Below are 20,996 nucleotides of genomic sequence, written 5' to 3' on the forward strand. Positions count from 1 at the left end.
CATGGGAGACATGCGATGCGGCAGGGACGGCGGCGGTACTGGCACGGACCCCGACGACACCGATGGCCCGGCCCCGCCCGCTCACTCGTACTCCTTCTGGCCGTCATCCTTATGACGGAACTTCAGCTCCCCCGAGCCGCTCCCGCCGAGGCCCGGGCCCCCCGCCCCGCCGACCGCTTCTTCTCCTCCTTCGAACCGGGCGACCCCCAGCCCGACTGGCGCAACACCGTCGACGCCACCCCCGACGGCCGCAAGCGCACCTCCGGCGTCGACGGCAACGACTCCCGCGGCATCCCGGGCAACGTGACCGACTCCGTCACCGACGTCCGGGCGAGCGGTGAGAACGCCGGCTCCGGCGAGGTCAAGGAGAACCTCGTCGACGGCGAGAGCACCACCAAATGGCTCACCTTCGAGAAGGCCGGGGCCTGGCTGGAGTTCGACCTCGCCGAGCCCGTCACCGCCGTGCGCTACGCCCTGACGTCCGCCAACGACGCCCCCGGCCGCGACCCCCGCGACTGGGTCCTGCAGGGCTCGCAGGACGGCAAGGGCTGGACGCCGCTCGACACCCGCAAGGGCGAGACCTTCAGCAAGCGCTTCCAGACCCGCGAGTTCACCTTCACCAACACCACCCCCTACCGCCACTACCGGCTCGACTTAACCCGCAACAGCGGCGAGGACATCACCCAGCTCGCCGAGGTGCAGCTGGCGCCGTACTACACCGGCCCGCCGCCGCCCTCCGACATGCGCAGCTACGTCGACGGCGGCCCCAAGGGCTCCCCCACCGCCAAGGCGCGCGCCGGCTTCTCCGGCCGCCGCGCCCTGCGCTACGGCGGCGCCCACCAGGCCATGGGCCGCGCCTACTCCTACAACAAGGTCTTCTCGATGGGCGGCGGCGGCCTGCGCGTCACTGCGCGCACCGTCCTCTCCTACAAGGTCTTCCCCTCGATGCCCGAGGTCGACCTGCGCTACCCGGCCACCCACGTGTCCCTGGACCTCGCCTTCACGGACGGCACCTATCTGAGCGACCTCGGCGCGGTGGACCAGCACGGCGCGCCCCTCACGCCCCGCGGCCAGGCCGCCTCCCGCACGCTCTACGCCAACCAGTGGAACAACAAGGAGTCCGGCATCGGGTCCGTGGCGGCGGGCAAGACCGTGGCCCGGGTGCTCGTCGCGTACGACTCCCCCGCCGGGCCGGCGAAGTTCCGCGGCTGGGTGGACGACGTCTCCCTCGCCCCGGCCCCGGCCGAGAAGCCCCCGGCGCACCCGGCCGACTACGCGGTGACCACCCGCGGCACCCACTCCAGCGCGAGCTTCTCCCGCGGCAACACCTTCCCCGCGACCGCCGTCCCCCACGGCTTCAACTTCTGGACGCCGGTCACGAACGCGGGCGCCATGGACTGGCTCTACCAGTACGCCGCCGCCAACAACGCCGACAACCTGCCGACCATCCAGGCGTTCAGCGCGAGCCACCAGCCGAGCCCGTGGATGGGCGACCGGCAGACCTTCCAGGTGATGCCGGCCGTCGCCAAGGGCGGCACCGGCCCCCCGGACACCGGCCGCACCGCCCGCGCCCTCCCCTTCCACCACGCCCGCGAGACCGCCCGCCCGCACTACTACGGCGTCACCTTCGACAACGGCCTCAAGGCCGAGATCGCGCCCACCGACCACGCCGCGATCATGCGCTTCACCTATCCGGAGGACACCGGCAAGGAAACCGACCACAACATCGGCAACAACAACACCGGTAACGACACCGGCAAGCACACCGGAGCCGGCAGCGCCGCCCTCGTCCTCGACAACGTCCGCAACCAGGGCGGCCTCACCCTCGACCCCGGCACCCGCTCCTTCACCGCCTATTCGGACGTCCGCAGCGGGCTGTCCGCCGGCGCGGGCCGCATGTTCGTCTACGGGGTGCTCGACACGCCCGTCACCGCGAGCGGCACACCGGGAGACGACGCCGGCACCGGCACCGGCACCACCGGCTGGCTGCGCCTCGCCCCCGGCCGGGACCGCACCGTCACCCTGCGCATCGCGACGTCCCTCATCGGCACCGAGCAGGCGAAGGCCAACCTGGAGCAGGAGATCCCCGAGGGCACCTCCTTCGGCCGCGTCCACGACCGTGCCCGCGCCGCCTGGGACGGCCTCCTCGGCCGCGTCGAGGTCGAGGGCGCGAGCCGCGACCAGCTCACCACCCTCTACTCCAGCCTCTACCGCCTCTACCTCTATCCCAACTCCGGCTTCGAGAACACCGGCACCCGCGCCCGCCCGCGCCACCGCTACGCGAGCCCCTTCTCCCCTCCCGAGGGCGAGAGCACGCCGACCCGTACGGGAGCGCGGATCGCCGACGGCGAGGTGTACGTCAACAACGGCTTCTGGGACACCTACCGCACCACCTGGCCCGCCTACTCCCTCCTCACGCCCGGGCAGGCGGGACGGCTCGTCGACGGCTTCGTGCAGCAGTACAAGGACGGCGGCTGGATCTCGCGCTGGTCCTCCCCCGGCTACGCCGACCTGATGACGGGCACGAGCTCCGACGTGGCCTTCGCCGACGCCTACGCCAAGGGCGTCTCCTTCGACGCGGAGGCCGCGTACGAGGCGGCGCTCAAGAACGCCACCGTCGTGCCGGCCCAGCCCGGCGTCGGCCGCAAGGGCATGGAGACCTCTCCCTTCCTCGGCTGGACGAGCACGACCACCCGCGAGGGCATGTCCTGGGCCCTGGAGGGCTACCTCAACGACTACGGTCTCGCGACGATGGCCAAGGCCCTCCACGAGCGCACCCGCAAGGCCCGCTACCGCGACGAGTCGGCGTACTTCCTCAACCGTGCCCGCAACTACGTGAAGCTCTTCGACCCCGCGATCGGCTTCTTCCAGGGCCGCAACGCCGACGGCTCGCGGCGCCTGCCGCCCGGCCGCTACGACCCGCACGTCTGGGGCAACGACTACACCGAGACCAACGGCTGGAACTTCGCCTTCCACGCCCCGCAGGACACCCGCGGCCTGGCCGGGCTCTACGGCGGCCGCGAGGGCCTCGCGGACAAGCTCGACCAGTTCTTCGGCACGCCCGAGACGGGGGCGCCCGAGTTCGCCGGCTCGTACGGCGGGGTCATCCACGAGATGACCGAGGCGCGGGACGTCCGGATGGGCATGTACGGCCACAGCAACCAGGTCTCGCACCACATCGCGTACCTCTACGACGCCGCCGGGCAGCCGTGGAAGACGCAGGCGAAGGTGCGCGAGGTGCTGTCCCGGCTCTACCTCGGCAGCGAGATCGGGCAGGGCTACCCGGGCGACGACGACAACGGCGAGATGTCGGCCTGGTACCTGTTCAGCGCGCTGGGCTTCTACCCGCTGGTGATGGGCAGCGGCGAGTACGCGATCGGGTCGCCGCTCTTCCGGAAGGCCACGCTCCATCTGGAGGGCGGCCGGGACGTGGTGGTCAAGGCGCCGCTCAACAGCGCCCGCAACGTGTACGTGCAGGGGCTGCGGGTCAACGGCAAGCCCTGGCGGTCGACGGCGCTGCCGCACGCGGTCCTGGCCAGGGGGGCGGTCCTGGAGTTCGCCATGGGCCCGCAGCCGTCGTCCTGGGGCAGCGGCCGCGACGACGGCCCGGTGTCCATCAGCAAGGACTTCGAGGCTCCCGTGCCCGAGGAGGACCTGACGGCGCCGGGCACCTCGCCCCTCACCGACGACACGTCGGTCACGGACGTCTCCTTCGGCACGGCCCTGCTGCGGGTGCCGTCCGGCGCGCGCGTCACCTCGTACACCCTGACCTCCGCCGAGCGGGCGAAGGCGCCGGACGGCTGGGTGCTGGAGGGCTCGGCGGACGGCACCGGAGCATGGCAGGAGGTCGACCGCCGCACGGGCGAGGCCTTCTCCTGGGACCGGCAGACGCGGGTCTTCTCGGTGGCCCGGCCCGGTGCGTACCGGCACTACCGGCTGCGGCCGGCCGACGGCGGCGATCACGTCCTGGCCGAGATCGAGCTATTGGGGGCGAGATCCGCATAAAGGCCGCTGACGCGTAAAGAAGCCGTTGACACGTAAAGAAACTGTGAAACGATCACGTGGATCCAGTGGCGTGCCCCTGACAGGGGCGCGCCGCTCTTCGCTGAGACCCTCTGGAGAACCCACGTGGCTCACCTTCCCGGCCGCCCGCGCTCCCGCGCGGTACAGCGCATCGCCACCGCGGCGATAGCCGCCGCCCTGGTCGGCACCACCGCCGGCACCGCGCTCGCGGACGGCCCCAAGGCCCCCTCCCGCGCCGCCACCGCGGCCGAGCGGGCCGCCGAGCTGCCCGCCGGCACCTCGCTCAAGCACCGCTCCGAGGCGCTGCGCGGCGAGGCGAAGCCGGGCGACTACCCGAAGCCGGGCGCCACCGCCCCGAAGGCTCCCCGTCTCGCGGCCCCGCGCACGGGCGTCAAGGGCGTGGGGGCCGGCGGCCCCACCGCCGAGGCCCCGTTCCTCCCGCTGAGCGCCGTCAACAACGACGACCTGTACTTCTACTGGCCCGACGGCAAGGGCGGCATCACGCCCAAGGAGTACGTCACCAACGGCTGGAGCGCGATCAACTCCGCCGCCCGCGTCGACCACGACCGGGACGGCATCGCCGACGGCCTGTACGTCCGCGACAACGCGCAGAACATCATCTTCGCCCCGGCCGGCAAGAGCCCGAGCATCGTGGCGGACGACTGGGGCCAGTACGACCAGTTCATGTCGCCCGGCAACCTCGGCGGCGGCAAGGAGTCGGACATCCTCGTCCGCGACCGCGAGGGCGTCCTGTGGCTGTACCTGGCCTACCCGGACGGCACGCTCACCGGCCGCAAGAAGGTCGGCCCCGGCTGGAACCAGTTCACCGAGATCGCCGGCCGCGGCGACCTCACCGGGGACGGCAAGGCCGACATCGTCGCCCGCGACAAGGACGGCGTCCTGTGGCTCTACAAGGGCACCGGCGACTACACCAAGCCGTTCGAGTACAAGCAGCGGATCGGCGGCGGCTGGAACCAGTTCAGCAAGATGGTGGGCACCGGCGACGTCGACCTGGACGGCAAGGCCGACCTGATCGCGCGCGACAAGGACGGCGCGCTGTGGCTGTACCGCGGCACGGGGCGCACGGACCAGCCGTACGACTACAAGGTCAAGATCGGCAACTCGGGCTGGAACCAGTACGGGCTGATGTTCTGACGTAACGTCAGCATCGACGGCCGTCGTTGAGGCCCGGGCCGCTGTACGCCTTGCGCGCGAGCGGCCCGGGCCCGTCGGCTATGTCCGGGGGGTTCCCCCGGGCCGCCACCGCCGGACGCCCCGGACGAGGGCCCGCGCCGGCCGCACCAGGGCCAGCGTCACGCCCGCGACCGGAAGCGTGAGCAGCACGACCTGCAGGCACGCCGCGACCGTGCCGAGGACGGGGTAGCCGGAGGCACCCGCGTGCTCGGCCAGGAGCCGGATCGTCTGCCAGTCCGCCTGCAGCAGCTGCGGCAGGTTGACGAGCACCATGCCCAGTTGCAGCACCATCGCGGGCACGAGGAGCAGGACCCACGCCGCGACCACGAGCTGCGGCCGTCGCTTCAGCGCCTTCAGGCTCTCGTCCTGCGGGCGCCGGAGCACGACCCGCCGGAGGATGGGCCCGATGTACTTGAACAGGTCGGGGATGCCGACCAGGTCCGCCACGATGTAGTAGCCGTCGAACCGCAGGGTGGGCAGGAGCTGCTGGATCATCTCCAGGTGGACGGAGAGGACCGCCACCAGCAGCAGCGGATTCCCCGTCGCCCCGTACAGCCCCAGCAGGCCCAGCACGAACAGGGCGTTGAAGTAGACGCCGCCCAGGTCGGCGCGGATGCGCCCGGCGCGGCCCAGCCGGTAGGAGCTGGTGATGTCGGTGTAGAAGGCGGGCCAGACCAGATAGACGCCGCAGCCCATCTCGCCCGGCCGCACCCCGCCGTAGCGGCAGGCCGCGCCGTGGCCCATCTCGTGGAACACGCAGGAGGCGACGGCCAGGAGGACGACGAGGAGGACGTCGGCCGGGGAGGACAGCACGGACCTCAGCGCCGCGCCGGTGTCCTGGGTCAGCCACAGCCACGTCTCGCCGTAGGCGAAGCCGCCCAGCGCGAGCAGGACCAGCTCCGGCCGGAACAGCCAGGCGAACAGCCCGGCGAGGAACCACGTGGCGCGCTCGGGCAGCACCGCCAGCCGGAAGCGGAAGGCCAGGAACGGGTCGGCCCGCGCCACGGGCGGGGGCGGCGAACCGTCGCTGTAGGTCGACACGCCCAGCGGGGCGAGCTTCTTGTCGATGAGGAAGACGACGTGCTCCGCGGCGAAGCGCCGCCCGGTCTCGGCGCTGAGCTGCTCGGCCACCTGCGCCACGGGCCGGCCGTCGAGCGCCCGCGCGAGCCGGTAGAGCAGCGGCGGGAGGCGGACGACCTGCCCGTCGGGGCGGCAGACGAGGTGGGGCGGCTCGCGGTAGCCGGAGTCCTCGAACTCACCGACCAGTTCCGTGCCGGCCACCAGCGCGGGCAGTGCCATGAACGCTCTCCGTCGGGGCGAGGGGGCATGGGGAAGGGCCGGACACGTCCGGCCCTTCCGGGGGGTGCGTGGATCGGCGCGCTGCCCGGTCAGTGACCGGAGACGGCGGCCGGGACGCAGGTCATGTACGCGGCGGGCTGGCGGCCCAGGCCGACGACCTCGCCCAGCAGGCCCGGGGTGCCCTCGTGGCCGCCGGTCTGGCAGGCCGACAGCACCGTGGTGCCGTGGTTGCCGGGCGCCGGGGCGTACACGCCGCCGCCCGAGGCCGACGCGCTGCTGGAGCTGCCGGCACCGGCACCGGCACCGCCGTCACCGTCGCCGTAGGGAGCGGCGAGCGGCGTGGCCACGATGCCCATCACGGTGCGCTCGGGCAGCACCTCGCCCGCGACGGTGGCGAGTTCCTCGAAGCTGATGGCGTTTTCCATTCCGTACCCCTTCTCGAAAAGCGGAGCGGTCAGCGGCTGGTGATGGCCGCGGGAATGCACGTGGTGCTGTAACCGGGGTCGCTGGACGCCAGTCCGAGCGCGACCAGCAGAGGGGGATTGCCGGCGTTCTGCCGGAACTGGCAGGCGTAGGCGACCGTCGTCCCGTTCTCCGACTTCACGAGCGTCGGGAACACGGGCTGTTCGGAGCCGGAGGCCGCCGGGAGCAGCACGCCCGACAGGGCGAGCCGCCGGGGAAGCTCCTCGCCGCACAGCAGGCCGAGTTCCCCGAAGGTCACGGCGCGTCCCATCGTTTGCTCCCTCCCCCATCGTCCCGGGCGGGAGCTTAACCAGGACATCACGGCCCGACACATCCCCAACCCGCCGATCACCCGGTCGAGTTGGATGCATGCCCTGGAAGGGTGGAAAACACGAAAAGCACGCATGAACGCGCGAGGGCCGCACCCCGTGAACGGGGTGCGGCCCTCAACCGGGTGCCGTAGGCGCTTACTTGCGGATCAGCGAGCGCAGCACGTACTGCATGATGCCGCCGTTGCGGTAGTAGTCGGCCTCACCGGGGGTGTCGATGCGGACGACCGCGTCGAACTCGACACCGGTGTCGGTGGTGACCTTGACCGTGCTCGGGGTGGTGCCCTCGTTCAGCTCCGTGATGCCCGTGATGGAGAAGGTCTCCTCACCGGTCAGGCCGAGCGAGTCGGCCGACTGGCCGGCCGGGAACTGCAGCGGCAGGACGCCCATGCCGATGAGGTTCGAGCGGTGGATGCGCTCGTACGACTCGGTGATGACGGCCTTGACGCCGAGGAGGGCCGTGCCCTTGGCCGCCCAGTCGCGGGACGAGCCGGAGCCGTACTCCTTGCCGCCCAGGATGACCAGCGGGATGCCGGCGGCCTGGTAGTTCTGCGAGGCGTCGTAGATGAAGGAGACCGGGGCGTCTTCCTTCGTGAAGTCGCGGGTGTAGCCGCCCTCGGTGCCCGGCGCGATCTGGTTGCGCAGGCGGATGTTGGCGAACGTGCCGCGGATCATGACCTCGTGGTTGCCGCGGCGGGAGCCGTAGCTGTTGAAGTCGCGGCGCTCGACGCCGTGCTCGGTGAGGTACTTGCCGGCCGGGGTGTCGGCCTTGATGGCACCGGCCGGGGAGATGTGGTCGGTGGTGACCGAGTCGCCGAGCTTCGCCAGCACGCGGGCGCCGGTGATGTCGGTGACCGGGGTGGTCTCCATCGTCATGCCCTCGAAGTACGGGGGCTTGCGGACGTAGGTGGACTCGGCGTCCCACTCGAAGGTGTTGCCGGTCGGGATCGGCAGGGCCTGCCACTGGGCGTCGCCCGCGAAGACGTCCTGGTAGGACTTGCTGAACATGTCCTCGCCGATGGCGTTGGCCACGACGTCGTTGACCTCGGCCTCGGACGGCCAGATGTCCTTGAGGAAGACCGGGTTGCCGTCCTGGTCCGTGCCCAGGGCGTCGCGCGTGATGTCCACCTTCATGGAGCCCGCGATGGCGTACGCGACGACCAGCGGCGGGGAGGCCAGGTAGTTCATCTTGACGTCGGGGTTGATCCGGCCCTCGAAGTTGCGGTTGCCGGAGAGCACCGAGGTGACGGCGAGGTCGTGGTCGTTGACGGCCTTGGAGACCTCCTCCGGCAGCGGGCCGGAGTTGCCGATGCAGGTGGTGCAGCCGTAGCCGACGAGGTTGAAGCCGACCTTGTCGAGGTAGGGGGTCAGGCCCGCCTTGTCGAAGTAGTCGGTGACGACCTTCGAGCCCGGGGCGAGGGTGGTCTTGACCCACGGCTTGCGGGTCAGGCCCTTCTCGACGGCCTTCTTCGCGACGAGGGCCGCGGCCACCATCACGTAGGGGTTCGAGGTGTTGGTGCAGGAGGTGATCGCGGCGACGGTGACGGCGCCGTGGTCGATCTCGTACGTCGAGCCGTCGGGGGCGGTGACGGTGACCGGGTTGGACGGCACGCCGTTGGACGCCGCCGGGGAGTCGGAGGCCGGGAAGGACTCCTCGCCCGCCTCGTCGGCGGTGGAGACGTAGTTGAGGACGTCGCGCTCGAACTGGGCCTTGGCCTCGGCGAGGACGATGCGGTCCTGCGGGCGCTTCGGGCCGGCGATCGACGGGACGACCGTGGAGAGGTCGAGCTCCAGCTTCTCCGAGAAGTCCGGCTCGGCGGCCGGGTCGAGCCAGAGGCCCTGCTCCTTGGCGTACGCCTCGACGAGCGCGACCTGCTGCTCGCTGCGGCCCGTCAGCTTGAGGTAGTTCAGGGTCTCGCCGTCGATCGGGAAGATCGCGGCGGTGGAGCCGAACTCCGGCGACATGTTGCCGATGGTGGCGCGGTTGGCCAGCGAGGTGGCGGCGACGCCCTCGCCGTAGAACTCGACGAACTTGCCGACGACGCCGTGCTTGCGCAGCATCTCGGTGATCGTGAGGACGAGGTCGGTGGCGGTGGTGCCGGTGGGCAGCTCGCCGGTCAGCTTGAAGCCGACGACGCGCGGGATGAGCATGGAGACCGGCTGGCCGAGCATCGCGGCCTCGGCCTCGATGCCGCCGACGCCCCAGCCGAGCACGCCGAGGCCGTTGACCATGGTGGTGTGCGAGTCGGTGCCGACCAGGGTGTCCGGGTAGGCCTGGCCGTTACGGACCATGACGGTACGGGCCAGGTGCTCGATGTTCACCTGGTGGACGATGCCGGTGCCCGGGGGGACGACCTTGAAGTCGTCGAAGGCGGTCTGGCCCCAGCGCAGGAACTGGTAGCGCTCCTTGTTGCGGCCGTACTCCAGCTCGACGTTCTGGCCGAAGGCGTCCTTCGTGCCGAACTTGTCGGCGATGACGGAGTGGTCGATGACCAGCTCGGCCGGGGAGAGCGGGTTGACCTTCGCCGGGTCGCCGCCGAGCTCCTTGACGGCCTCGCGCATGGTGGCGAGGTCGACGACGCAGGGGACGCCGGTGAAGTCCTGCATGATCACGCGGGCCGGCGTGAACTGGATCTCCTGGCTGGGCTGGGCCTGGGAGTCCCAGTTGCCCAGCGCGCGGATGTGGTCGGCGGTGATGTTCGCGCCGTCCTCCGTGCGGAGCAGGTTCTCCAGCAGCACCTTCAGGCTGTAGGGAAGGCGTGCGGAGCCCTCGACCTTGTCCAGCCGGAAGATCTCGTACGACTCGTCGCCCACCTGCAGCGTGCTGCGGGCGTCGAAGCTGTTCGCCGACACGACAGTCTCCTTCATGCATGAATTCGCGTACTGCGGCCATCCTGCCGCCCCACGGTCCCGCCGATCCGATAAGGTGTGCCTTAGTTAGGCAAGCCTTACTGGCGCGACAGCGGTACGCCTCTCGGCAGATATCTCGATGTCGAGATAACTCTAGTACATCGCTGCGGAACGGTCATGTCCTGAGGGGACTGACCTGCGCGGTCCGGGGCCCGGCCCCGCGCCCCGCGCCGCCCTTTCCGGCGGCGGGCGGGGCGCCGTGCGCGCGGGATGCGGCCCCCGGGGCGAGGCCGCCGGGGGCCGGATGCAGAGCTCAGGGCCGGTACGGCCATTCCGGTGGCGCGGAGCGTCAGGCGCGGCTGCCCGCCGCCGGCTCCGCGGCCGCGTCCACCTCGCGCAGGAACACCGGCAGGCGGTCGTTCAGCAGCTTCACCGGGATGCCGTGCCCGGCGCCGGGCGCGATCTCCGTCCGCACGTCCGGGATCAGCCGCCGGGCCCGCTCCTCGGCGCGGCGCGCGTCCATCGCCTTGTTCCCGCCGCCGAGCAGGATCAGGGCCGGGACGGCCACGGAGCGCAGCTCCTCGTCGGTCATCGGCCACGGCTGCGGCAGGCGGATGCGGAAGCCGCGGATCGCCTCCAGGGAGACCTGCGTCAGCGCCTCGGCCTGCGCCGACTCCGCACCCGTGTCGCCGATGAGCCGGGTGAACCAGCGGTGCTGGACCTTCTCCGAACCGCTCACGAACGCGGCGACGGCGTTGAGGACGAAGCTCGCCTTCAGCTTGGCCAGGACGCGCGGCGGCTCGTAGGCGGTCACCGAAGCGACCCGTGCGGGGCGGTGCGCGGCGTGGCTGAGCGCGACGCCGCCGCCGTACGAGTGGCCGACGAGGTGCACCCGCTCCAGGCCGAGGCCCGCAAGGACCTCTTCCAGCCAGTCGGCGATGTGACCGGCGGTGCGGACGGGGGCCGTCTGGGTGCTGTACCCCGGCTCTCCCACCCGGTCGACGGCCAGCACGGGGCGGTCCCCGCCGAGGGCGGCGACGTGCGGCGCCCACTCGGCGGGCGTGGCGCTCTGGCCGTGCAGCAGGACGACCGGGGTGCCGGCGCCGCCTCCGTAGGTGTGGACGCGGGTGGTCCCGAAGGACGTCTCGACGTCCTTCTGCTCCCGCGGCTCCGGCCAGAAAGCCATCGCCTTGTCGTAGGCACCGAGGATGCGCGCCCGAGCGGCCTCGTCGGCGTAGGAGCCGATCTGCGCGGTCGTCCGTGCGGCCTTGTCCGCCTTGTCTGTCATGGAACTGTCTCCCCCTGCGGAGGCACGGTCGGCCGCCGCTTGTTCGATCATGACAGGGGGTGAATTGCGGGATGCAATCGGGCCTGGTTCACCAGTACGAGTGACCGACGGGCCGAACGGGCAGGTCGCCGACGCTGATTGTCGTAGACCTTGGACAGTCGTCATGCTGCAGTCACGATGTCCGTGGGAGGACCGATGAGCGCACACCCCCACTCTTACGCAGCCGACGACCCCGAAACCGCACTGAAGTATGCGATCCAGCACATCCGGGGGGACGACCGGGCGCAGATCGTGGAAGGGGTCATCGAACAGGACGTGCCTCTATGGGACCACGAAAACGTTGCCGACCTTATCCGCGAACAGATCGGGCCTGCACTGCGAAGGCTCGGCTGCAGGGCAGGCGCAGGCAACCTCGACCTTCCGGGCAGCCCCAACTGGTACGTCCCGGACCTGGCGGTGGTGCCCCGTGAGCTCGCGAAGGGAGGAGGCGCCCTGGTCCCCGACCAGACCCTCCTTGTCGTGGAGGTCACCTCCGAGTCCACCGGAGACACGGACAGGATCGCCAAGCGCCGTCGATACGCCGAATACGGCGCCCCGCTGTACCTGCTCGCGGACCGGCAGGAACGCACCTGCACGCTCTTCAGCAGGCCGGGAGAGCTCGGCTACATGAAGTCGGACAGCTGCCGCTTCGGGGAGTCTCTCCACCTCCCCGAACCCTTCGATCTCGAACTCGACACCTCCGAGTTCTGACCCGGCAGGCCGCCGCTAGCGCCCCGCCAGCCCGCCCCGTACGAGGCTGACCAGTTCCTCGTCCGAGACGCCCAGTGCGCGGGCGTCCGCGACGAGGGCGCGGACGCCGTCCGTCAGGCGGGCGCGGCCGGGGGCGGCGGGGTCGGCCGTGACCACCGCGCCGCGGCCGCGGCGGAGTTCGATGAGGCCCTCCTCGCGCAGGCGCTGGTAGCCGCGGAGCACTGTGTGGACGTTGACGCCGAGGGAGTCGGCGAGGGCGCGGGCGGCGGGGAGGCGTTCGCCCGGGCGGACGGTGGCGTCGGCTATGGCGCCGCGCACGGCGGCGGCGATCTGGTCGCCGAGCGGCACCGGGGAGCCGTGGTCGAGGCGGACGAGCATCTCAGCCTCCTTCGGCGGTCGTACGTGCGGCGCCGCGCGCCCGCTCGGCCAGGGCGGCGAGGAGCGCGGCGGCCGTCGCGGCGTCGTCGACGGTGACGACGAATTCGCTGCCGGTCGTCAGGCGGACCACCACGGCCGGGCCGGAGCGCAGGGCGAAGCCGCTGCGGCCGGGGACGGCGCGGTAGCCCCAGCCGCCGAGGTCGCGCAGCGGTTCGACGTCGCGGTGGCCGGCTTCCGCGATCCGGTCGAGGGGGATGCGGACGCGGGGGCGGGGCAGGCCGAGCACGTTCACGGTGAGGCCGTGCCGGTCGACGGTGACGCGGACGGCGAAGCAGGCGCACAGCACCGCGCCTCCGGCAAGCAGGCCCAGGCCCGACGCCCAGCCGGCGAGCGGGACCAGCACGGCGCCGGCCGCCATGAGGTACCCGCCGCCGGCGAGGAGGGGGCGCGAGCCGGCGCTGCGGGTCCACAGGACGCTCTCGCCCTCGCGGAGCTCGAAGCGGGGCGCCGCCTCCGGGCCGGCGGCCGCCTCCGGCTGCGGGGCGGCCGGTCCGCGCCCGCCGGCCGGCACGCCGAGGACCGCGGCCACGGCGGCGGCCGCGACGGCGAGGCCCAGCGCCTGCGGGCCGAGGCGCACCCCGTCGGCCGTCTCCGCCCCGGCGTTGCTCAGCAGGACGGCCACGGTCAGCGCGCCGAGGAGCCCGGCGACGGCGCAGCCGAGGCCGACGAACACGCGCTGACCGCGCGTCGCGTACACCAGGCCCGTACAGAGCAGGGCCGCGCCGAGCAGCATGCCCAGCGCCTCGTACGGGAAGGCGCCGAGGGTGGTGAAGCCGTCGGCGCCGCCGGAGCCGGAGAAGTGCGTGGCGACGGGGTCGGGCAGGCGGTCGCGGCGGGTGAGAAAGACCGTCAGGAAGGCGGCGCAGGCCAGCAGATGCGCGGCGGCCACGACGAGGGGCGCGCGCGGTCCGGCCGCGGGCTGCCCGGGACGCGGGGAGCGCGAGGGACGCGAGGTCAGGGTCATGTCACCTCCGAGTTGTACGCATCGTAATAGAACAACCAATGGCCAGAACCGCCATGCGGATGAAATCTCATATGTGAGATAGCGTCTACGGCATGACAGACGCATACCTCGCCCGTATCGGCAAGCTGATCCGTGATGCCCGGCAGCACCGAGGCTGGACCCAGTCGCAGCTCGCGGAGGCCCTCGGCACCAGCCAGAGCGCCGTGAACCGCATTGAGCGAGGAAATCAGAACATCAGCCTTGATATGATCGCCCGCATCGGGGAGGCGCTGGACAGCGAAATCGTCTCCCTCGGTTATGCCGGTCCCATGCACCTCAGGGTGGTCGGCGGCCGCCGGCTCTCCGGCTCGATCGACGTCAAGACCAGCAAGAACGCGTGTGTCGCCCTGCTGTGCGCAACGCTCCTCAACGCGGGCCGCACCACCCTGCGCCGGGTCGCCCGGATCGAGGAGGTCTACCGGATCCTGGAGGTGCTGGGCAGCATCGGCGTCCGCACCCGCTGGATCAACGACGGCAACGACCTGGAGATCGTGCCGCCCGCGGAGCTCGACCTGGCCGCGATGGACACCGAGGCCGCGCGCCGCACGCGCAGCGTCATCATGTTCCTCGGTCCGCTCCTGCACCGCATGGACCACTTCAAGATCCCGTACGCGGGCGGCTGCGACCTCGGCACCCGCACCGTGCAGCCTCACATGACGGCCCTGCGCCACTTCGGCCTGGAGATCACGGCGACCGACGGCACCTACCACGCGCAGGTCGACCGTTCGGTCGCACCCACCCGGGCGATTGTGCTGACCGAGCGCGGCGACACCGTGACCGAGAACGCCCTCCTGGCGGCCGCCCGGCACGACGGCGTCACCGTCATCCGGAACGCCAGCTCGAACTACATGGTCCAGGACCTCTGCTTCTTCCTGGAGGAGCTCGGCGTCCGCGTCGAGGGCATCGGCACGACCACCCTCACCGTGCACGGCGTCGCCACCATCGACCGCGACGTCGACTACGCGCCCTCCGAGGACCCGGTCGAGGCCATGAGCCTGCTGGCCGCCGCGGTCGTCACCGAGTCCGAACTGACCATCCGCCGCGTGCCGGTGGAGTTCCTGGAGATCGAGCTCGCCGTCCTGGAGGAGATGGGCCTCGACCACGAGCGCAGCCCCGAGTACCCGGCGAACAACGGCCGCACGCGCCTGCTCGACCTGACCGTGCGCCCCTCCAAGCTGCGGGCGCCGATCGACAAGATCCACCCCATGCCGTTCCCCGGCCTCAACATCGACAACGTGCCGTTCTTCGCGGCCATCGCCGCGGCCGCCCAGGGCCAGACCCTCATCCACGACTGGGTCTACGACAACCGCGCCATCTACCTCACCGACCTCAACCGCCTCGGCGCCGACGTCAAGCTCCTCGACCCGCACCGCGTCCTCGTCGAGGGCCCCACGCGCTGGCGCTCGGCGGAGATGATGTGCCCGCCGGCCCTGCGCCCCGCCGTGGTCGTCCTCCTGGCCATGATGGCCGCCGAGGGCACGTCCGTGCTCCGCAACGTCTACGTCATCAACCGCGGCTACGAGGACCTGGCCGAACGCCTCAACTCGATCGGCGCCCAGATCGAGATCTTCCGCGACATCTGACCGCAGCCCGGCGGCCGGGGCACCGGCGCGGCGCCGGGCGGGCGGCGGAGGGCGTGCAGCCGGCGGCAGGTGGGGGTGGGGCCTTCCGGTGGATGCGCCGGGAGATCCGGGGAATCGGTTCGTCGCACCGGTCCGGCGCGGGTGATCGGGGCCAGGATGGGGGCATGGGATTCCATGTCGATTCCGAGGCCGGGCGGCTGCGCCGCGTCATACTGCACCGCCCCGGCCTGGAACTGAAGCGGCTCACGCCCTCCAACAAGGACGCTCTGCTCTTCGACGACGTGCTGTGGGTGCGCAGGGCGCGCGCCGAGCACGACGGGTTCGCGGACGTGCTGCGCGAGCGCGGGGTCGAGGTGCACTTCTTCCAGGACCTGCTGGAGGAGAGCCTGACGGTGCCGGAGGCCCGGGAGCTCGTGCTGGACCGGGTCTTCGACGAGAAGGAGTACGGGCCGCTGGCCACGGGCCACCTGCGAGCCGCGTTCGAACGGCTGCCGGCGGCCGAGCTGGGCGAGTGGCTGGTCGGCGGGATGACCAAGCGGGAGTTCCTGGAGCGGCACAGCGAGCCGGTATCGGTGCGCTTCCACGCCATGGAGCTGGACGACTTCCTCATCAACCCGCTGCCCAACCACCTGTTCACCCGGGACACCTCCGCCTGGATCTACGACGGCGTGTGCGTCAACGCCATGCGCTGGCCCGCGCGCTGGCACGAGACCGTGCACTACGAGGCGCTGTACCGCTACCACCCGCTGTTCTCGGGCGGCGGCTTCCACGTCTGGTCCGAGGGGCAGGCCGCCTACCCGTCGACGATCGAGGGCGGCGACGTGCTCGTGATCGGCGAGGGCGCCGTGCTGATCGGCATGAGCGAGCGGACCACCCCGCAGGCCGTGGAGATGCTCGCGCACCGGCTCTTCGCCGCGGGCTCGGCCCGGACGATCGTGGCGCTGGACATGCCCAAGCGGCGTGCGTTCATGCACCTGGACACGGTGATGACCATGGTGGACGGGGACACCTTCACGCAGTACGCCGGGCTCGGCATGCTCCGCTCGTACACGATCGAGCCGGGCGCGGGCGAGCGCGAGCTCAAGGTCACCGACCACCCGCCGGAGCACATGCACCGCGCGATCGCCGCGGCGCTCGGCCTGGACTCGGTGCGCGTGCTGACCGCGACGCAGGACGTGCACGCGGCGGAGCGGGAGCAGTGGGACGACGGCTGCAACGTGCTGGCCATCGAGCCGGGCGTCGTGGTCGCCTACGAGCGGAACGCGACGACCAACACGCACCTGCGGAAGCACGGCATCGAGGTGATCACCATCCCGGGCAGCGAGCTGGGGCGGGGACGGGGCGGACCGCGGTGCATGAGCTGCCCGATCGAACGGGACGCGGTCTGAGCGGCTGAGACGCACCGCACAGTTGATTGCATAGCAATACGGATGTTCGTATAGTTTCACTCTTCAGCAGTCGTGAGCACCCGCATCAGCACCCGCATCAGACCCGCGCGGGCAAGCCAGAGCTAGGAGTCCCACCCCCATGGCGACAGACCTCAAGGGCCGTCACTTCCTCAAGGAGACGGACTTCACCGCCGAGGAGTTCCACGCCCTCGTCGAGCTCGCCGCCGAGCTCAAGGCCGCGCGGGAGACCGGCACCGAGGAGCAGAAGCTCCTCGGCCGCCACATCGCCCTCATCTTCGAGAAGACCTCGACCCGGACCCGCTGCGCCTTCGAGGTGGCGGCGGGCGACCAGGGCGCCCGTACGACCTTCCTCGACCCCGCGAGCTCGCAGATCGGGCACAAGGAGTCGGTCAAGGACACCGCGCGGGTGCTCGGCCGGATGTTCGACGCCATCGAGTACCGGGGGCACGGCCAGGACGTGGTGGAGGAGCTGGCCGCGCACGCGGGCGTTCCTGTCTACAACGGTCTGACGGACGAGTGGCACCCCACGCAGATGCTCGCCGACGTCCTCACCATGTCCGAGCACACCGCCAAGTCCCTGGACCACGTCACCCTCGCCTACCTCGGCGACGCCCGCTACAACATGGGCAACTCCTACCTCGTCACGGGCGCCCTCCTCGGCATGGACGTGCGCATCGTGGCGCCGGAGGAGCTGTGGCCCGCCCCCGAAGTGGTCGCGCAGGCGCGGCAGCTCGCCGAGGCGAGCGGGGCGCGGATCAAGCTCACGGAGGACGTCGCCGAGGGCGTGAAGGGCGCCGACTTCGTCGCCACCGACGTCTGGGTGTCCATGGGCGAGCCCAAGGAGGTCTGGGACGCCCGGATCGCCCTGCTCGGTCCGTACGCCGTGACCATGGACGTGCTGCGGGCGACCGGCAACCCGGCGGTGAAGTTCCTGCACTGCCTGCCGGCCTTCCACGACCTGGAGACGACCGTCGCCCGCGAGATCCACGAGCGGCACGGGCTGACCTCCCTGGAGGTCACCGACGAGGTCTTCGAGTCGCCCCACTCGGTCGTCTTCGACCAGGCGGAGAACCGGATGCACACGATCAAGGCGGTGCTGGTCGCGACGCTGGCCGGGTAGCCCGGGGTTGCCCCGGGCCGCGGTCCGGGGCAACCCCCGTTCTATCGCGTGGTCGTGACGACAGTCACAGGCCAGTGATAGCTTCACGGAGCAGGCACGGCACACACCAGCCCCCGGCTGAAGGAGGCCGCTCCGTGAGCCCGTTCACCGGCTCCGCGTCCCGTACCGAGGAGTGGCGGCACCTGCGCCTGACCCTCGACGCCGGCGTCGCGACCGTCACCCTCGCCCGTCCCGACAAGCTCAACGCGCTCACCTTCGGCGCCTACGCCGACCTGCGCGACCTGCTGCCCGAGCTGGCCCGCGACGGTTCCGTGCGCGCCCTCGTGCTCGGCGGCGAGGGCCGCGGCTTCTGCTCCGGCGGCGACGTCGACGACATCATCGGCGCGACCCTGGCCATGGACACCGGGCAGCTTCTGGACTTCAACCGGATGACGGGCCAGACCGTACGGGCCCTGCGGGAGTGCCCGTTCCCGGTGGTCGCCGCCGTGCACGGGGTCGCCGCGGGCGCCGGCGCCGTCCTCGCGCTCGCCGCCGACTTCCGCGTCGCCGACCCGACGGCGCGCTTCGCGTTCCTCTTCACCCGGGTCGGCCTCTCCGGCGGCGACATGGGCGCCGCCTACCTCCTCCCCCGCGTCGTCGGCCTCGGCCACGCCACGCGGCTGCTGATGCTCGGCGAACCCGTACGGGCCGCCGAAGCCGAACGCATCGGCCTGATCAGCCAGTTGACGGAGGACGGGCAGGCGGGCGGCGCCGCGCAGGCCCTCGCCCGCCGCCTCGCCGAAGGGCCGGCGCTCGCCCACGCGCAGACCAAGGCCCTGCTCACCGCCGAGCTCGACATGCCGCTCGCGGCCGCCGTAGAACTCGACGCCGCCACCCAGGCCCTGCTCATGAACAGCGCCGACTACGCCGAGTTCCACGCCGCGTTCACCGAGAAGCGGCCGCCGAAGTGGCAGGGACGGTGAGCCCCGCCGCGGCCGGGGCCACGGCCCCGCGCGTCGCCGTCATCGGCGGCGGCCCCGGCGGCCTCTACGCCGCCGCTCTGCTGAAACGCTTCGCCCCCGAGCGCGAGGTCACCCTCTGGGAGCGCAACGCCCCCGACGACACCTTCGGCTTCGGCGTCGTCCTCTCCGACGAGACGCTCGGCGGCATCGAGACCGCCGACGCGGACGTCCACGCCGCCCTGCGCCGGGAGTTCGTCCGCTGGGACGACATCGACGTCGTGCACCGCGGCACCACCCTGCGCTCGGGCGGCCACGGCTTCGCCGCCCTGGGCCGCCGCCGGCTCCTGGGCGTCCTCCACGAGCGCTGCCACGGCCTCGGCGTCCGGCTCCGCTTCCGCACCGAGGCGCCGCCGGCCGCCGAGCTCGCCCGCACGCACGACCTGGTCATCGCCGCCGACGGCGTCCACAGCCGCACCCGCGAGGCCCACGCGGACCACTTCCGGCCCGTCCTCACCACCCACCGCTGCCGCTACATCTGGCTCTCCGCCGACTTCGCCTTCGACGCCTTCCGCTTCGAGATCGCCGAGACCGAGCACGGCATCATGCAGCTGCACGGCTACCCGTACCGGCAGGACGCCAGCACCGTCATCGTCGAGATGCGCGAGGAGGTCTGGCACCGCGCGGGCCTGGACCGCTGCGACGAGGAGGGCACGCTCGCGGCGTGCGGCAAGTACTTCGCCGAGGCCCTCGGCGGACGCCCCCTGCGCTCCAACCGCTCCGCCTGGACGGCCTTCCGCACGGTGGTCAACGAGCGCTGGCACCACGGCCGTACGGTCCTGCTCGGCGACGCCGCCCACACCGCGCACTTCTCCATCGGCTCGGGCACCAAGCTCGCCGTCGAGGACGCCCTCGCGCTCGCGCAGGCCCTGGAACGGCACCCGGACGTCCCCCGCGCGCTCGCCGCCTACGAGGCCGAGCGGCGCCCGGCCGTCGCCTCCACGCAGCGCGCCGCCCGGGCGAGCCTGGAGTGGTTCGAGGACCTCGCCGTGCACGCGGACCAGCCGCCGCGCCGGTTCGCGTTCAACCTGCTCACCCGCAGCCGCCGCGTCACCCACGGCAACCTGCGGCTGCGCGACCCGGACTTCGTCGCCTCCGTCGAGGACGAGGCGGGCGTGCCGCCCGGCACGCCGCCCATGTTCACCCCCTTCCGGATCGGCGGCCTGACCCTGCGCAACCGCGTCGTGGTCTCCCCCATGGACATGTACTCCGCCGTCGGCGGCACGCCCGGCGACTTCCACCTCGTCCACCTCGGCGCGCGCGCCCTGGGCGGGGCGGGCCTCGTGATGGCCGAGATGGTCTGTGTGAGCGCGGAAGGCCGGATCACGCCCGGCTGCTCGGGCATGTACGCGCCCGGGCACGAGCGGGCGTGGCGCCGCGTCACGGATTTCGTCCACGAGCAGGCGCCCGGCACGGCGATCGGCCTGCAGCTGGGGCACGCGGGCCGCAAGGGCTCCACGCGCCGGATGTGGGAGGGCATCGACGAGCCCCTCCCGGACGGCAACTGGCCGGTCGTCGCCCCCTCGGCGCTCCCCTACCGGCCCGGCGTCAGCCAGACCCCGCGCGCGTTGACGACGGCCGAAATGGCCGCGATACGGGACCAGTTCGTGCGGTCCGCGGAGGCCGCCGCGCGCGCCGGGTTCGACCTCCTGGAGCTCCACTGCGCGCACGGCTACCTGCTGTCCGGCTTCCTCTCCCCGCTGACGAACCACCGCGACGACGCGTACGGGGGCGGCCTGGAGGGCCGGCTGCGCTACCCGCTGGAGGTGTTCGACGCGGTGCGGGCCGCGTGGCCCGCCGACCGGCCCATGACCGTACGGATCTCCGCCACGGACTGGGCCGACGGCGGCACGACGGCCGAGGACGCCGTGGCCGTGGCCCGCGCCTTCGCCGCCCACGGGGCGGACGCGCTCGACGTCTCGACCGGCCAGGTCGTCGCCGGCGAACGGCCCGCGTTCGGCCGCTCGTACCAGACGCCGTTCGCGGACCGCATCCGGCACGAGGCGGGCGTCCCCGTGATCGCCGTGGGCGCGATCTCGTCGTGGGACGACGTGAACTCGCTGATCCTGGCCGGCCGCGCCGACCTGTGCGCGCTCGGCCGCCCGCACCTGTACGACCCGCACTGGACGCTCCACGCGGCGGCGGAACAGGGGTACGCGGGCCCGGGCGCGATCTGGCCGCCCCCGTACCGCGCAGGCAGCCGCCGCCCGCCGCAGGCGCTACGCTCCCCGTCCCGTCGGCGGGCGGCGG

At 72.1% G+C, this 20,996-nt stretch carries 15 protein-coding genes; 8 read left to right on the forward strand and 7 right to left on the reverse strand.

The features are described from left to right. Positions 1-15: 15 nt before the first annotated feature. On the forward strand, positions 16-4,005 hold the full coding sequence (locus ACSNOH_RS11670; protein WP_436721182.1) for a GH92 family glycosyl hydrolase: 3,990 nt from the start codon (positions 16-18) through the stop codon (positions 4,003-4,005). A 123-nt stretch (positions 4,006-4,128) separates the two neighbouring features. After that, complete coding sequence (locus ACSNOH_RS11675; RefSeq protein ID WP_436721183.1) at positions 4,129-5,178, forward strand: FG-GAP repeat domain-containing protein; 1,050 nt, start codon at positions 4,129-4,131, stop codon at positions 5,176-5,178. 78 nt (positions 5,179-5,256) lie between these two features. Here ACSNOH_RS11675 and ACSNOH_RS11680 read toward each other — a convergent pair whose 3' ends face one another. The 5 genes from ACSNOH_RS11680 to ACSNOH_RS11700 all read right to left on the reverse strand — a co-directional run bounded on the left by ACSNOH_RS11680 (position 5,257) and on the right by ACSNOH_RS11700 (position 11,445). Further along, a complete protein-coding gene (locus ACSNOH_RS11680; protein ID WP_436721184.1) occupies positions 5,257-6,516 on the reverse strand; it encodes a hypothetical protein in 1,260 nt (419 codons plus the stop codon). Positions 6,517-6,605: 89 nt separating this feature from the next. After that, a complete protein-coding gene (locus ACSNOH_RS11685; RefSeq protein ID WP_436721185.1) occupies positions 6,606-6,941 on the reverse strand; it encodes a hypothetical protein in 336 nt (111 codons plus the stop codon). Positions 6,942-6,970: 29 nt separating this feature from the next. Continuing rightward, positions 6,971-7,249, reverse strand: coding sequence for a hypothetical protein (locus tag ACSNOH_RS11690; protein WP_436721186.1), 279 nt, complete (start codon positions 7,247-7,249; stop codon positions 6,971-6,973). A gap of 196 nt (positions 7,250-7,445) precedes the next feature. After that, entirely contained in the window at positions 7,446-10,160 is a 2,715-nt protein-coding gene (gene acnA, locus ACSNOH_RS11695) for an aconitate hydratase AcnA (protein WP_436721187.1), read from the reverse strand. Between the two features lie 346 nt (positions 10,161-10,506). Further along, positions 10,507-11,445 carry an alpha/beta fold hydrolase gene (locus ACSNOH_RS11700; protein WP_436721188.1) on the reverse strand — a complete coding sequence of 313 codons (939 nt, stop codon included), beginning with the start codon at positions 11,443-11,445 and terminating at the stop codon, positions 10,507-10,509. Between the two features lie 195 nt (positions 11,446-11,640). Here ACSNOH_RS11700 and ACSNOH_RS11705 point away from each other — a divergent pair, with 195 nt between their 5' ends. Continuing rightward, positions 11,641-12,195, forward strand: a complete 555-nt coding sequence (locus ACSNOH_RS11705; protein WP_436721189.1) for a Uma2 family endonuclease — start codon at positions 11,641-11,643, stop codon at positions 12,193-12,195. 15 nt (positions 12,196-12,210) lie between these two features. Here ACSNOH_RS11705 and ACSNOH_RS11710 read toward each other — a convergent pair whose 3' ends face one another. Further along, positions 12,211-12,573 carry a GntR family transcriptional regulator gene (locus ACSNOH_RS11710; RefSeq protein ID WP_424890593.1) on the reverse strand — a complete coding sequence of 121 codons (363 nt, stop codon included), beginning with the start codon at positions 12,571-12,573 and terminating at the stop codon, positions 12,211-12,213. Between the two features lies 1 nt (position 12,574). Then, on the reverse strand, positions 12,575-13,597 hold the full coding sequence (locus ACSNOH_RS11715) for a hypothetical protein (protein WP_436721190.1): 1,023 nt from the start codon (positions 13,595-13,597) through the stop codon (positions 12,575-12,577). Positions 13,598-13,689: 92 nt separating this feature from the next. Here ACSNOH_RS11715 and ACSNOH_RS11720 point away from each other — a divergent pair, with 92 nt between their 5' ends. From ACSNOH_RS11720 to ACSNOH_RS11740, 5 genes are all read left to right on the forward strand, one after another. Continuing rightward, positions 13,690-15,219, forward strand: a complete 1,530-nt coding sequence (locus ACSNOH_RS11720) for a helix-turn-helix domain-containing protein (protein ID WP_436721191.1) — start codon at positions 13,690-13,692, stop codon at positions 15,217-15,219. Positions 15,220-15,383: 164 nt separating this feature from the next. Beyond that, positions 15,384-16,607 (forward strand): arginine deiminase, encoded by a 1,224-nt coding sequence (locus tag ACSNOH_RS11725; protein ID WP_436721192.1) that lies wholly within the window; start codon positions 15,384-15,386, stop codon positions 16,605-16,607. 139 nt (positions 16,608-16,746) lie between these two features. Further along, positions 16,747-17,748, forward strand: coding sequence for an ornithine carbamoyltransferase (gene argF / locus ACSNOH_RS11730; protein ID WP_436721193.1), 1,002 nt, complete (start codon positions 16,747-16,749; stop codon positions 17,746-17,748). Positions 17,749-17,882: 134 nt separating this feature from the next. Beyond that, positions 17,883-18,710, forward strand: a complete 828-nt coding sequence (locus ACSNOH_RS11735; protein WP_436721194.1) for an enoyl-CoA hydratase family protein — start codon at positions 17,883-17,885, stop codon at positions 18,708-18,710. Beyond that, positions 18,695-20,996 (forward strand): bifunctional salicylyl-CoA 5-hydroxylase/oxidoreductase (locus ACSNOH_RS11740; RefSeq protein WP_436721195.1); only part of this gene is annotated, 2,302 nt, incomplete at its 3' end. The genes ACSNOH_RS11735 and ACSNOH_RS11740, both read left to right, overlap by 16 nt.

The sequence above is a fragment of the Streptomyces sp. URMC 127 genome (assembly GCF_051386535.1).
In the GTDB taxonomy this organism is placed as follows: domain Bacteria; phylum Actinomycetota; class Actinomycetes; order Streptomycetales; family Streptomycetaceae; genus Streptomyces.

Coding starts and splice junctions, on each gene's coding strand:
- ACSNOH_RS11670 (WP_436721182.1), top strand. CDS start 16: ATGCGGCAGGGACGGCGGCGGTACTGGCACGGACCCCGACGACACCGA.
- ACSNOH_RS11680 (WP_436721184.1), bottom strand. CDS start 6,516: ATGGCACTGCCCGCGCTGGTGGCCGGCACGGAACTGGTCGGTGAGTTC.
- ACSNOH_RS11685 (WP_436721185.1), bottom strand. CDS start 6,941: ATGGAAAACGCCATCAGCTTCGAGGAACTCGCCACCGTCGCGGGCGAG.
- ACSNOH_RS11690 (WP_436721186.1), bottom strand. CDS start 7,249: ATGGGACGCGCCGTGACCTTCGGGGAACTCGGCCTGCTGTGCGGCGAG.
- ACSNOH_RS11700 (WP_436721188.1), bottom strand. CDS start 11,445: ATGACAGACAAGGCGGACAAGGCCGCACGGACGACCGCGCAGATCGGC.
- ACSNOH_RS11705 (WP_436721189.1), top strand. CDS start 11,641: ATGAGCGCACACCCCCACTCTTACGCAGCCGACGACCCCGAAACCGCA.
- ACSNOH_RS11710 (WP_424890593.1), bottom strand. CDS start 12,573: ATGCTCGTCCGCCTCGACCACGGCTCCCCGGTGCCGCTCGGCGACCAG.
- ACSNOH_RS11715 (WP_436721190.1), bottom strand. CDS start 13,597: ATGACCCTGACCTCGCGTCCCTCGCGCTCCCCGCGTCCCGGGCAGCCC.
- ACSNOH_RS11720 (WP_436721191.1), top strand. CDS start 13,690: ATGACAGACGCATACCTCGCCCGTATCGGCAAGCTGATCCGTGATGCC.
- ACSNOH_RS11725 (WP_436721192.1), top strand. CDS start 15,384: ATGGGATTCCATGTCGATTCCGAGGCCGGGCGGCTGCGCCGCGTCATA.
- argF (WP_436721193.1), top strand. CDS start 16,747: ATGGCGACAGACCTCAAGGGCCGTCACTTCCTCAAGGAGACGGACTTC.